Origin of the sequence: Rhodoferax ferrireducens (assembly GCF_049302455.1) — a bacterium.
Taxonomy (GTDB): Bacteria; Pseudomonadota; Gammaproteobacteria; order Burkholderiales; family Burkholderiaceae_C; genus Rhodoferax; species Rhodoferax ferrireducens_B.
This window is the reverse complement of the sequence record NZ_JBAQMD010000119.1, coordinates 15,760-27,561: the sequence shown is the minus strand read 5'-3', so window position 1 is coordinate 27,561 and position 11,802 is coordinate 15,760. Positions and strand designations below refer to the sequence as shown.

The window sequence follows — 11,802 nt, the reverse complement described above, 5'->3', positions numbered from 1 at the left end:
GGGGGGCCTCCGGCGGCCTGGCAGGGGCCTGATTTAAAAATATCCAAAACCGAATTCAGAAACACCTTTCACGGAGTCCAGTTTCATTGGTTCGGGAAACTACAGAACGAATGTTGCACTACCAATTCGGCACTCGTTGGTGAATCAGAACAAGATGTGCGTGATGGCAAAGTCTTCTGGCCTGACTTAACTCGCGTCTTTCCAAAACCCAGAAGGCTACTGGGTTCTGGCATCCCAGATGTGGTCAAGAAGTCGATTGATGAAGCAGAGAGATGCGTTCAAGCAGGGGCTTTCTTAGCTGCCGCAGCAATGTGTGGCCGTGCACTTGAAGCAATTTGCCGTCACTACGGAACAAAGGACACTTATCTTGGCGCCGGTTTGAAGGAACTGCGTGACAAAGGCATTATCGATGCTAGACTTTTTCAGTGGAGTGAGGAACTAAGAGACCAAAGAAATATGGCCGCTCACGCAACTGACCAAGTAATTTCAGCCCAAGACGCTAGTGATGTGCTCTCTTTCACTTACGCAATTATCGACTATGTTTTTTTGCTCGCCATGAAGTTCGAGCAGTTTCAGAAACGTAAAGACTCACGCAAAAATGAAAAACAACATGCCAAGAGCACAAAGTCCAATACCTAACCTTACTCGTTGAGGCTGTGCAAAAACCCTTTTTGATGGGGAAACGTTTGTGAAGCTAAAAATTCGGCCGCTCAGATCGCGCCATATTCAACGAACGCACTTCGAGCAAGGGGGTCGAGTACCCCTGCATTGGGGCCAGTGGTGCGGGGCCGATGGTTTTTGCACAGCCTCGTTAAACACTATGCGAACTCTCTCGCCCCTTCTGCTGTCTATTGCCATTTGGCCTTGCTTCGCTCAAGATGCTACGTCGCCGGATCAAGCGTTCGCGCGCATGGCTGGGCAGAAAATCTACGGATTGGTTGCAACGACTTCGGATATTCCGGAGGCAGCAATACTCAATAGCCCAGCTTGTGCCAAGCGCGACGCGGCGTGCATGGCATCGCTTCAGCAAGCAGCACAAATACAGTTCTCGACGGTCACTGTCTACGATACCTTCGTATTCGCAAAAGTCCTCGTACCGCGAGAAGCAGCCCTACGATACGGTGACATTATTCAGATTGAGGTTAAGTCGGATCTGACTCGCCCACCCATCTTCGTGTCTATGGGAGCGCGACTCAATCAACGTGGGCCAGCGTGCGATTGGATCGACGGAACTGATGTCCTTCGAAAAGGTGGCATTCTGTGCAATGGGTGGAGCTACAAGAGTATCAAGTGATCCACAGTCAACTTCCCGACCGGTTTAACCGGTCGCTCGGCACGGACACGCGGCAGCAGAATGGCGCTTCGCGGCGCGTGCTGCGCGCCGGGCAGCTTCGACGTCAAACCACTTTCCCGGAACTGAATCTATGCATATTCGATACGCACTCTGGCCCGTTCTTCTCGTTGCCGCAGCGTCGGGTGCTGCCGCAGAAGAATCGTGCGGCATGCGCGCCGTGGGTCTTCTTGCAGACGGCAAGACCAAGGAACTGGCAGCCTTGTTCGCAAACCAGTCCGAGGTTGTTGAGCCTTTGCAGCGCATGGTAGAAAGCCTCGGGAAAGTTACGAGCGTCCAAGAAGAGTCGACGGCTCGCTTCGCTCAGCACAAGCGCATTTCAATTCAATCGAAGGATTTGCCGCCTTCGTATAAATACCAGGGTTACTGGATCAACGCTCGCTCGGAGACGCTCGGCGCGTTGCAATTTCATATTGCTCGCGCACCGGAATCCGCCTGCGGACTTCTTGCGCTTCACATGGACACTGCGCAGTGAATTTGATGCGATGCAAGCGACGGGCGTGGTTTAACCAGTTGCTCGTCACGGAAATGCAGCATCAGAATGCCGCTTCGCGGCGCTTGCTGCGCGCCGGACAGCGCCGACGTTAGGTACTCGGGTATTGAGGTTGCTGTCGTCGGCTCACGTGAAAATTCAAGGCTGGCGATATTCCCTGGGGATGGTCAACGGCCGTCACGCAGCGTGGTTGCATCGCTGCTGCGCAACATGCCCTTGCTTTCAATGAACGAAATCACCTCTTGCACGCCGCTCAAAGTTTTCAGGTTGGTCATGACAAAGGGCTTGAGACCCTTGACCGTGGTGCGCATACGCGTCGTGTCTGCCGCCATGACGTCCAGGTTGGCGCCCACATAAGGGGCCAGGTCGGTCTTGTTGATGACGAACAGGTCGCTTTTTGTGATGCCGGGGCCACCCTTGCGCGGGATTTTTTCGCCGGCGGCCACGTCAATCACGTAAATCGTCAGGTCGGAAAGCTCGGGGCTGAAAGTGGCGGCCAGATTGTCGCCGCCGCTTTCGATGAACACGATGTCGGCATCGGGAAAGTCCACCAGCATGCGGTCAATGGCTTCCAGGTTGATGGAGGCATCCTCGCGGATGGCGGTGTGCGGGCAGCCGCCGGTTTCCACGCCCATGATGCGATCGGCTGGCAAGGCGCCGCTCTCGGTCAGCAGGCGCTGGTCTTCCTTGGTGTAGATGTCGTTGGTGATGGCGACCAGGTCGTAGCGCTCGCGCATGCCTTTGCACAGCATCTCCAGCAAGGTGGTTTTGCCGGAGCCGACCGGGCCGCCGATGCCCACGCGCAAGGGCGGCAGGATTTTTGTGCGGTTCTTGATGTGGTGCAGTGGGGTGTTCATGGCGTGTTGTGCTATTGATTAAGGAGTGCTCTACGCAGACTGCATAAGGGCTAGGACCTGAAAAGGCGTGAATACTGCACCTCATGCTGCGCGCTCAGAATGGCGAGCATGGGAGAAAAGGCCTGGCGCGCGTCGTCCGGCAGGGCCAGCGCGTGATCGACGGCGCACGGGATTTGCGCTGCCAGCGCCTGCAGAATGCGCTGTCCGGCGCTCTGGCCCAGCGGCACCGATTTGATGGCGGCTTGCACCATGTTCTCGGCCCAGCCAAAGGCATAGGCCAGCAGGCAATCGCGCAACGGGGCCTGGGTGGCGCTGGCTGCAAGCGCAAAAGCCAGCGGATACGTGGGCTGCAAATTCGCCAGCAGCTCGATTTGCCCCGCTGTGGCGGTGGTGTGGTTGCGCAGCCATTCCAGCAAGGATCGGCCCATTTGCTCGGTTTGGGCGCGCAGCTCATTACTTTCACGGGTTTGCAGTACCCAGGCGTTGAGTTGAGAAATTCGTGCTGTGTCGCCGCACTGCCAGGCGGGTATGGATTGGGCCAGGACAGCAAGGTCCGAGCGCGTCAGACTGAGGTCAAGCTGATCGAGCAGCCATTCAGAGGCTTCACTTTCTGTAGCAACTCGGGCAGTATCCACGGCGGCTTCGAGGCCCTCGGAGTAGGAGAATCCACCGATAGGCAGTGCCGGTGACGCCAGCCACATGAGTTGCAGCAGACTGGTGGCGTTCATGGCTCAATGCGCGTGCCGGCAGCCGGGGCCATGCACGTGTTCAGGCTCGCCATCGTGGCCATGCGCGTGCCCCCCCGTGGCGTAGGCGCCGTTCTCAGGCTCGAATGACTCGTTGACGGCCCGCACCGTCAGGTGCATGGCGAGCAGCATGTCGGCCAGCACATGGTCTGGCTCGATTTTGAGGTGGTCGGGTTGAAGCTCAATCGGCACATGGCGATTGCCCAAGTGGTAGGCGGCGCGCGTCAGGTCAAACGCGGTGCCGTGGCTGCTGCAGGGTGTGATGCGCAGCACAGGCTGCGGCGCAGCGTCGACCTTGACCAGCGAGCCATCTTCAGCGACCAGCACGTCGCCGCCGCGCACCACCGTGCCGCGGGGCAGGAAAACGCCAAGCTGTCGACCGGCCGAGTCGGTGGCTTCAAAGCGGCTTTTTTGCCGAATGTCCCAGTCCAGCTCAACTGTGCTGGCGCGTTTGACCAGGGCGAGTGCCAGACCGTGACCTTGTGGGATGAGTTTGGAGGCGTGGAGCATGGTTATAGTGACGCAATCAACAGGAGATACACGATGGAATCTTTGAAATTGATCGACGTGGGTGATGAAGTTGGCATTATTTTTCCCGAAGAATTGTGCAAACGCCTTCAGGTTGGCTTGGGGGATGAAGTTCATCTGACACCAACAGCGAATGGCTTTTCTTTGCAAAGCAATCAGTCAGGTACGACAGTTTTCTTCTCTCGCTCCTCTGAACCAAGCTGATATCAAAACAAAAAGTATCGCTGCGCCATCGGCAAACTCACCGCCGGCTCACAGGTCAGCAACTCACCGTCGGCGCGCACGCTGTAGGTCTGGGCGTCGATTTCCATCTTGGGCAGGTAGTGGTTATGCACCATGTGCTCTTTGCGAACGCCCCGGATGTTTTTAACCGCGCTTAAAGTCTTGCTCAGCCCATAACGCGCACCAATGCCGGCGTTTAACCCGGCTTGCGATACAAAGGTGAGCGAGCCGCGCGCCAAGGCACCGCCAAAACTGCCAAACATGGGTCGGTAATGCACCGGTTGCGGCGTGGGAATGCTGGCATTGGGGTCGCCCATGGCGGCCATGGCGATTGAGCCGCCTTTGACAATCAACGACGGTTTGACGCCAAAAAAGGCGGGCTTCCAGACCACCAGATCGGCCCACTTGCCAAGCTCGATGGAGCCCACTTCATGCGCCATGCCGTGCGTGAGCGCCGGGTTGATCGTGTACTTGGCCAGGTAGCGTTTGACGCGGTAGTTGTCGTTGCGCGAGTCCCGCTCGACCTGAGCTTGTCGAAGGTTGGCGCTGTCCTTCGACTGGCTCAGGACGAACGGATCAGGTGCCAGCCAGCCGCGCTGCGCCTTCATCTTGTGCGCCGTCTGCCAGGTGCGGATGATGACCTCACCGACGCGGCCCATGGCCTGGCTGTCGCTGCTCATGATGCTGATGGCGCCCAGGTCGTGCAGGATGTCTTCGGCCGCAATGGTTTCCTTGCGGATGCGGCTCTCGGCAAAGGCAAGGTCTTCGGCGATGGCGGCATCCAGGTGGTGGCACACCATCAGCATGTCCACGTGTTCATCCAGCGTGTTGACGGTGTACGGCCGTGTCGGGTTGGTGGAAGACGGCAGCACGTTGGGCTCGCCCACCAGTTTCATGATGTCAGGCGCGTGGCCGCCGCCAGCCCCTTCGGTGTGAAAGGTGTGGATGCTGCGACCTTTGAAAGCGGCCAGCGTGTCCTCCACAAAGCCCGATTCGTTGAGCGTGTCGGTGTGGATCGCCACCTGTGTGTCGGTGAGTTCGGCCACGTTCAGGCAGTTGTCGATGGCTGCTGGCGTGGTGCCCCAGTCTTCGTGCAATTTGAGGCCCAAGGCGCCCGCGTTGATTTGCTCGTGCAGCCCGGCGGGCAGGCTGGCGTTGCCCTTGCCCATGAAGCCCAGGTTCATGGCAAACGCATCGGAGGCCTGCAGCATGCGCTCAATGTGCCACGGCCCGGGTGTGCAGGTGGTGGCAAAGGTGCCGGTGGCCGGGCCCGTGCCGCCGCCGGTCATGGTGGTGATGCCGCTACTCAAAGCCTCTTCAATCAGTTGCGGGCAAATGAAGTGGATGTGGCTGTCAAAACCACCGGCGGTGACGATGCTGCCTTCGCAACTGATGACCTCGGTGCCCGGGCCGATGATGATGTCCACACCCGGTTGGGTGTCGGGGTTGCCCGCTTTGCCAATGGCCACAATGCGACTGTCTTTGAGGCCAATGTCGGCCTTGACAATGCCCCAGTGGTCAATGATCAAGGCATTGGTCATGACGGTATCAACCGCGCCCTCGGCCCGACTGCGCTGCGACTGCGCCATGCCATCGCGGATGGTCTTGCCGCCGCCGAACTTGACTTCTTCGCCGTAGCCGCCCGCGCGCAGGGTGTAGTCGTCTTCGACTTCAATGATCAGGTTGGTGTCGGCCAGGCGCACCCGGTCGCCCACCGTGGGGCCAAACATTTCAGCGTAAGCGCGCCGTCCGATGGTTGCCATATCAATCTCTTTCCGTTCGCCCTGAGCCTGTCGAAGGGCTGGCGATACGATGGTGTGAGGGCTTCGACAGGCTCAGCCCGAACGGTTACAGCGCGCCCTGGGTCAGCCCGCGAAAGCCGTAGACGATGCGGTCACCCGCGTAGTCCACCAGTTCGACGGTGCGCTGCTGGCCGGGCTCAAAGCGCACCGCTGAGCCCGACGCAATGTTCAGCCGCATGCCCTGTGCCAGAGTGCGGTCAAAACCGAGCGCGCCATTGGTTTCGGCAAAGTGGTAGTGCGAGCCCACTTGAATGGGGCGGTCGGCGGTGTTTTGCACCACCAGGGTCAGGGTACGGCGACCGGTGTTGAGGGCGTGATCGGGTCCGTCAGTGATGATTTCGCCGGGTGTCATGCAGGCCTCACTTTCCGCCGCGCGTCAACCAGATCGCCAGTGCCACAGCGCCCGCCGCGGCCACAAAGCCCCACACGTCGGTGGCATGCCAGTGGGTACCCAAAACCCCGTGCCCGTCATGCGCAAATACGGTACTAGCCCACGTATTCATTGCAGCAGTAGCTATTAATTTGAGAGTGTTTTTGGTGCTCATGGGCAGGCTGTCCTGTTGGGGAAAAATTGGCGGACTCAAACAATCGGCTGATGCACGGTGACCAGCTTGGTGCCGTCCGGAAAAGTGGCTTCGACCTGGATGTCGGGAATCATCTCGGCAATGCCGTCCATGACATCAGACCGGGTCAGGATGGTGCGGCCATAGCTCATCAATTCGGCCACGGTGTTGCCATCGCGCGCACCTTCCATCACGGCGGCGCTGATCAGGGCCACGGCCTCGGGATAGTTGAGCTTGAGGCCACGCGCCTTGCGACGCTCCGCCAGCAAACCAGCGGTAAATAGCAGCAGCTTGTCTTTTTCACGAGGGGTAAGTTCCATTTCGTTTCACTCAATGCTTTGATTAGCTAGCTCGTGCGGCCGCAAATGCCGGCCGAACGCGCGGGGTGAGTTCCATGCGGATCACTACGCAAAACCCGTGCCGCGCCATGCCGGCTGCTGTGGCATGGAAACTGCACCACAGCGGTGTGACCTCAGACATCCACCCCATCCCGCACGCGGCCGCGCCGACACGCGCGCAGCCCGAGGCGCTGCAGCGCATCACGCTGGTGCGGCGCGACTACAACGGCTGGGTGGCGAGCGAGACGCTGGAAGACTACGCCTTGCGTTTCACGCCGCAACGCTTTCGCAAGTGGTCCGAGTGGCGAGTTGCCAACACCGCTTTTGGCGCCGCCTCGTTCCTGATTCTGGAGGCCGTCGGCGCCACGCTGCTGGTGCAATACGGCTTTACCAATGCCTTCTGGGCCATTCTGGCCACCGGCCTCATCATCTTTCTGGCCGGCCTGCCGATCAGCATTTACGCCGCCCGCTACGGGGTGGACATGGACCTGCTCACGCGCGGCGCCGGTTTTGGCTACATCGGCTCCACGCTGACCTCGCTCATCTACGCCTCGTTCACCTTCATCTTTTTTGCGCTGGAGGCAGCCGTCATGGCCTATGCGCTGGAACTGGCGCTGGGCATTCCGCCCAGCTGGGGCTACCTGATTTGCGCGCTGGCGGTGATCCCGCTGGTGACCCATGGTGTTTCCACCATCAGCCGCCTGCAGGTCTGGACCCAGCCGGTGTGGCTGCTGATGCTGGTAGTGCCCTTTGCTTATGTGCTGATGCGCGACCCCGGTGCTTTCTCGGGCGTGGTGCACTACATCGGGGAAAGAGGAACGGGTCCAGGCTTCAGTCTGCCCTTGTTTGGTGCGGCGCTCACGGTCGGCATCGCCCTGATGACACAAATGGGCGAACAGGCTGACTACCTGCGCTTCATGCCTGCCAAGACGCCTGCCAATCACAAACGCTGGTGGTGGAGCGTGCTGGTCGGCGGGCCAGGCTGGGTGATTTTGGGTGTGCTCAAGATGCTGGGCGGGGCGCTGTTGGCTTATCTGGCGATCAGCCACGCGGTGCCGGTGGACCGCGCGGTGGACCCGAACCAGATGTACCTGGCGGCGTATGAATATGTGTTTCCCAACTACGGTTGGGCGGTGGCGGCCACGGCGCTGTTCGTGGTGATCTCGCAGCTCAAGATCAACGTCACCAACGCTTATGCCGGCTCGCTGGCCTGGTCAAATTTCTTCTCGCGCCTGACGCACAGCCACCCGGGCCGGGTGGTGTGGGTGGTGTTCAACACCCTGATTGCCTTCATGCTGATGGAGATGAATGTGTTTCAGGCGCTGGGTGATGTGCTGGGCCTGTACTCCAACATCGCCATCGCCTGGATGATGGCGGTGGTGGCCGACTTGGTCATCAACAAACCGCTGGGCCTGTCACCGCCGGGCATCGAGTTCAAGCGCGCGCATCTGTATGACATCAACCCGGTGGGCGTCGGTTCCATGGCGCTCGCGTCCCTCTTGTCAGTCACGGCGCACCTGGGGCTGTTCGGCCCTATGGCGCAGGCCTTCTCGGCCTTGATCGCGCTCGGTACCGCCTTCGTCGCGTCCCCGCTGATTGCCTGGGCCACGCGGGGCAGGTACTACATCGCACGCGAGTCCGCTCCCCCCGTTCGGGCTGAGCCTGTCGAAGCCCAGTGCAGCCCTTCGACCCATCGACAAGCTCAGGACAGGCCAAGCTCAGGGCGAACGGCTGTGGAAGGCCCCTACCCCGGCTTGCAGCGCTGCGTGATTTGCGAACGCCAGTACGAAGGCCCCGACATGGCGCATTGCCCGGCCTACCAAGGCGCCATCTGCTCGCTGTGCTGCACGCTGGACGCGCGCTGTGGCGACCTGTGCAAACCCCACGCTTGCCTGTCCAGCCAATGGTCCGCCACCTTGCGCTGGCTGCTGCCGCGGCGCAGCTGGTCGTACCTGGACAACTGCCTGGGCTACTTTCTGCTGCTCATGGGGGTGACCGTGCCGCTGCTGGCCAGTGTGTTCGGTCTGCTCTATCACCAGGAGTTGCGCGCCTTGACGCTGAGCGTGACCGAAATCGCGCAGTTGCAGGCGCCGCACGCAGCTTTGCGTTCGGGGTTCTTCAAGCCCGATATGGCGCTGCGGGTGATTGCCGGGCTGGGGGCCTGGTGGGTGGTGCTGGCGCACAAAAGCCGCCAGGTGGCGCAGGAAGAATCCAACCGCCAGACCCACTTGCTGATGCGCGAGATCGAGTCGCACCGCCAGACCGACGAAGCGCTGCAAACCGCCAGGCGCGTGGCGGAGCAGGCGCGCCATGCCGCCGACCTGGCCAACCAGGCCAAGAGCCGCTACATCAGCGCCATCAGCCACGAGCTGCGCACGCCGCTCAACAGCATCCTGGGCTATGCGCAACTGATGGGCGAAGACCCGTCCATCCCGGTGCACCGCCAGCAGGCCGTCAGCGTCATCAAGCGCGGCGGCGAGCACCTGCTCTCGCTGATCGAAGGCACGCTCGACATCGCGCACATCGAGAGTGGCAAGCTCACGCTCAATCCCCGGCCCATGCACTTCGCCTCGCTGATGCAGGACATCGCCAGCCTGTTTGAGCTGGAGGCGCAGGCCAAGGGCCTGCGCTTTCATTATGTTGAAGGCGCCGCCCTGCCGGCGGTGGTGCGGGCGGACGAAAAACGGGTGCGCCAGATCTTGATCAATCTGCTGGGCAACGCCATCAAGTTCACCCAGAAAGGGCAAGTGACGTTTGACATTCGCTACGCGCGCGAGATGGCCGTGATTGACATCGAAGACACCGGGCCGGGCCTGTCCCAACAAGAGCTCAATCGCATCTTTGAGCCCTTTACCCGCGCCAATACGCCGGGCGCCACGGCATCGGGCTCAGGTTTGGGGCTGACCATCGCCAAGATGCTGACCGACTTGATGGGCGGTGAACTCACGGTGACCAGCACGCCGGGCGTGGGCTCGGTGTTTAAAGTGAAACTGTTTTTGCCTGAAGTGCGCGTGACCTCGGGTGCGGTTGGTGCCTTGTGTTTGTCCGGCTCATCGGCTGACATGCCAAGGTCTTTGGCGAACAAACCGCGCCATGGTTATGCCGGACCATGCAGGCGCGTGCTGGTGGTGGACAACGAAGAGGCCGACCGCGAATTACTCGTCAATCTGCTGCAGCCGCTCGGTTTTGAGCTGCGCACCGCCGCCAGCGGCCATGACTGCCTGGACCTGCTGGCAACGGGCTATCAACCTGACGTCATCTTCATGGACCTGGCCATGCCCGGCATTGATGGCTGGGAGACCGTTCGCCGTCTGCGCGCACTGGGGAACATCCAGGCGCAGATTGCCATCGTGTCGGCCAATGCTTTTGACAAGGGGCTGGACAACGACGTCGACATGCCAAGTGAAGACTTCATCCTGAAACCGGTGCGCCACTCCGAGCTGCTGGACTGGCTGGCGCAGCGCCTGTCGCTCACCTGGCTGGACAGCGCCGCACCGGTCGCGGAGCCTGCCGCTGCGCCCCCGCCAGTCGCCCTGGTTTACCCCGCACGCCCGCAGCTCGATGCCTTGCGCGAGGTGGTGAGCCTGGGGTTCTTTCGCGGCATCATGAACAAGCTCGACGAGATGGAAGCCGCCGACGCACGATGCGCGCCCTTTGTGGCGGAGATGCGCGGCCTGGCCCGGCAGTTCCAGTTTGAGACCATGAGCCAGCAATTGAACCAGGTGATCCATGACAACTAGCGCCCCCAAACCCTCGTTGGAGCAGACGCTGGACCGTGCCAACAGCGACCTCGTGCTGATCGTGGACGACGTGCCCGACAACCTGTCGGTGCTGCACGATGCGCTGGACGAATCCGGCTACACCGTGCTGGTCGCCACCCACGGCGAGGCGGCCCTGCAGCGCGCTGCGCAGGCCCTGCCCGACATTGTGTTGCTGGACGCCATGATGCCCGGCATGGACGGTTTTGAAGTGGCCCGGCGCCTGAAAGCCGCGCCGCAAACGGCGCACATCCCCATCATCTTCATGACCGGCCTGCTGGACACCGAATACCTGGTGGCCGCGCTGGAGGCGGGCGGTGTGGACTACGTCACCAAGCCGATCAAGCCCAAAGAAGTGCTGGCCCGCATGCAGGTGCACTTGCAAGGCGCGCGTGAAAGACGCCAGGCTAGATCCGCGCTGGACGCCTTTGGCTATGCCAGCATCACCGTGCGCGTGAGCGACGGCAAACTGATGTGGCAAACCCCGCTGGCGCGCGAACTGCTGCTGCGCTACTACGGCACCGAGGCACCGAAAACGCCGGAGCCGGTCTGCCAGTGGCTGCGTCGCCACGTCAATGACGCAGCGGCGCTGATCGAGCCGCCGCGCCTGCACATTGAGCTGGGCCCGAAGCGCCTGACCTTTCGCCTGCACCAGCAAATCGGTGACTCCGAGGGCGGCGGCGACTGGCTCATCATCATGCAGGAGGCGTCGGATGAATCCGTGATCGAGGCCATCGCCCTGAGCTTCAAGCTCACACCGCGCGAGGCCGAGGTGCTGTACTGGGTGGTCAAGGGCAAGATCAACCGCGACATTGGCGACATCCTGGGCTCCAGCCCCATGACCGTCAAGAAACACCTGGAGCATGTGTTTGCCAAGCTGGGCGTGGAGACCCGCACGGCGGCGGCCGGCATGGCCATGAGCCGCATCCGCCAGCTGCATCCGCAGTTTGAACGGTGATTTATACATTTTTGGCCTCTAGCCCCCGTGGAATATACGTATATAGCTATCAATTAAGTAGTATTTCAACACTGATCCGGCGGTCGAATTCTCACGGGCACCAACCTGCTTGGCACGAGGCGCAGTCCCCATGACGGTGTGGAAACGAGACCTCAGAGCAACTGGATCAACGACGCGCAAGTCAGC

11 protein-coding genes and 1 pseudogene are annotated in these 11,802 nt (G+C 60.8%); 5 read left to right on the top strand and 7 right to left on the bottom strand.

The genetic code is table 11. From position 1 onward, the window contains the following. Both WA157_RS20315 and WA157_RS20310 read left to right on the top strand, forming a co-directional pair. On the top strand, positions 1-639 hold a 639-nt coding region (locus WA157_RS20315; RefSeq protein WP_422622713.1), incomplete at its 5' end, for a DUF4145 domain-containing protein. A 785-nt stretch (positions 640-1,424) separates the two neighbouring features. After that, complete coding sequence (locus WA157_RS20310) at positions 1,425-1,826, top strand: hypothetical protein (RefSeq protein WP_422622712.1); 402 nt, start codon at positions 1,425-1,427, stop codon at positions 1,824-1,826. A gap of 185 nt (positions 1,827-2,011) precedes the next feature. Here WA157_RS20310 and ureG read toward each other — a convergent pair whose 3' ends face one another. From ureG to ureE, 3 genes and pseudogenes are all read right to left on the bottom strand, one after another. Beyond that, positions 2,012-2,701, bottom strand: a complete 690-nt coding sequence (ureG, locus tag WA157_RS20305; RefSeq protein ID WP_422622711.1) for an urease accessory protein UreG — start codon at positions 2,699-2,701, stop codon at positions 2,012-2,014. A gap of 50 nt (positions 2,702-2,751) precedes the next feature. Further along, positions 2,752-3,429, bottom strand: a complete 678-nt coding sequence (locus WA157_RS20300) for an urease accessory protein UreF (protein WP_422622710.1) — start codon at positions 3,427-3,429, stop codon at positions 2,752-2,754. Positions 3,430-3,435: 6 nt separating this feature from the next. After that, positions 3,436-3,957, bottom strand: a pseudogene (ureE, locus tag WA157_RS20295) (urease accessory protein UreE); the annotation flags it as partial. A gap of 33 nt (positions 3,958-3,990) precedes the next feature. Between ureE and WA157_RS20290 the strand changes: the two are divergent. Next, a complete protein-coding gene (locus WA157_RS20290; RefSeq protein ID WP_422622709.1) occupies positions 3,991-4,179 on the top strand; it encodes a hypothetical protein in 189 nt (62 codons plus the stop codon). A 2-nt stretch (positions 4,180-4,181) separates the two neighbouring features. Here WA157_RS20290 and ureC read toward each other — a convergent pair whose 3' ends face one another. The 4 genes from ureC to ureA all read right to left on the bottom strand — a co-directional run bounded on the left by ureC (position 4,182) and on the right by ureA (position 6,882). Continuing rightward, positions 4,182-5,960: an urease subunit alpha gene (gene ureC, locus WA157_RS20285; protein ID WP_422622708.1), complete on the bottom strand. Its 1,779-nt coding sequence runs from the start codon at positions 5,958-5,960 to the stop codon at positions 4,182-4,184. 85 nt (positions 5,961-6,045) lie between these two features. Then, positions 6,046-6,351, bottom strand: coding sequence for an urease subunit beta (locus WA157_RS20280; protein WP_422622707.1), 306 nt, complete (start codon positions 6,349-6,351; stop codon positions 6,046-6,048). 7 nt (positions 6,352-6,358) lie between these two features. Next, the gene (locus WA157_RS20275) at positions 6,359-6,544 is read right to left on the bottom strand and encodes a hypothetical protein (RefSeq protein ID WP_422622706.1); all 186 of its coding nucleotides are present in this window, start codon (positions 6,542-6,544) and stop codon (positions 6,359-6,361) included. A gap of 35 nt (positions 6,545-6,579) precedes the next feature. Further along, positions 6,580-6,882, bottom strand: coding sequence for an urease subunit gamma (gene ureA, locus WA157_RS20270; RefSeq protein ID WP_422622705.1), 303 nt, complete (start codon positions 6,880-6,882; stop codon positions 6,580-6,582). Between the two features lie 74 nt (positions 6,883-6,956). On the opposite strand from ureA, the gene WA157_RS20265 reads away from it, so the two are divergent. Then, positions 6,957-10,640 (top strand): ATP-binding protein, encoded by a 3,684-nt coding sequence (locus tag WA157_RS20265; protein WP_422622704.1) that lies wholly within the window; start codon positions 6,957-6,959, stop codon positions 10,638-10,640. Beyond that, positions 10,630-11,616 carry a response regulator transcription factor gene (locus WA157_RS20260; protein ID WP_422622703.1) on the top strand — a complete coding sequence of 329 codons (987 nt, stop codon included), beginning with the start codon at positions 10,630-10,632 and terminating at the stop codon, positions 11,614-11,616. Before WA157_RS20265 ends, WA157_RS20260 begins: the two co-directional genes overlap by 11 nt. Positions 11,617-11,802 lie beyond the last annotated feature (186 nt).

Bases quoted from the DNA above. Each gene is read 5' to 3' on its own strand.
- WA157_RS20310 (WP_422622712.1), top strand. From the start codon at position 1,425: ATGCATATTCGATACGCACTCTGGCCCGTTCTTCTCGTTGCCGCAGCG.
- ureG (WP_422622711.1), bottom strand. From the start codon at position 2,701: ATGAACACCCCACTGCACCACATCAAGAACCGCACAAAAATCCTGCCG.
- WA157_RS20300 (WP_422622710.1), bottom strand. From the start codon at position 3,429: ATGAACGCCACCAGTCTGCTGCAACTCATGTGGCTGGCGTCACCGGCA.
- WA157_RS20290 (WP_422622709.1), top strand. From the start codon at position 3,991: ATGGAATCTTTGAAATTGATCGACGTGGGTGATGAAGTTGGCATTATT.
- ureC (WP_422622708.1), bottom strand. From the start codon at position 5,960: ATGGCAACCATCGGACGGCGCGCTTACGCTGAAATGTTTGGCCCCACG.
- WA157_RS20280 (WP_422622707.1), bottom strand. From the start codon at position 6,351: ATGACACCCGGCGAAATCATCACTGACGGACCCGATCACGCCCTCAAC.
- WA157_RS20275 (WP_422622706.1), bottom strand. From the start codon at position 6,544: ATGAGCACCAAAAACACTCTCAAATTAATAGCTACTGCTGCAATGAAT.
- ureA (WP_422622705.1), bottom strand. From the start codon at position 6,882: ATGGAACTTACCCCTCGTGAAAAAGACAAGCTGCTGCTATTTACCGCT.
- WA157_RS20265 (WP_422622704.1), top strand. From the start codon at position 6,957: ATGCGGATCACTACGCAAAACCCGTGCCGCGCCATGCCGGCTGCTGTG.
- WA157_RS20260 (WP_422622703.1), top strand. From the start codon at position 10,630: ATGACAACTAGCGCCCCCAAACCCTCGTTGGAGCAGACGCTGGACCGT.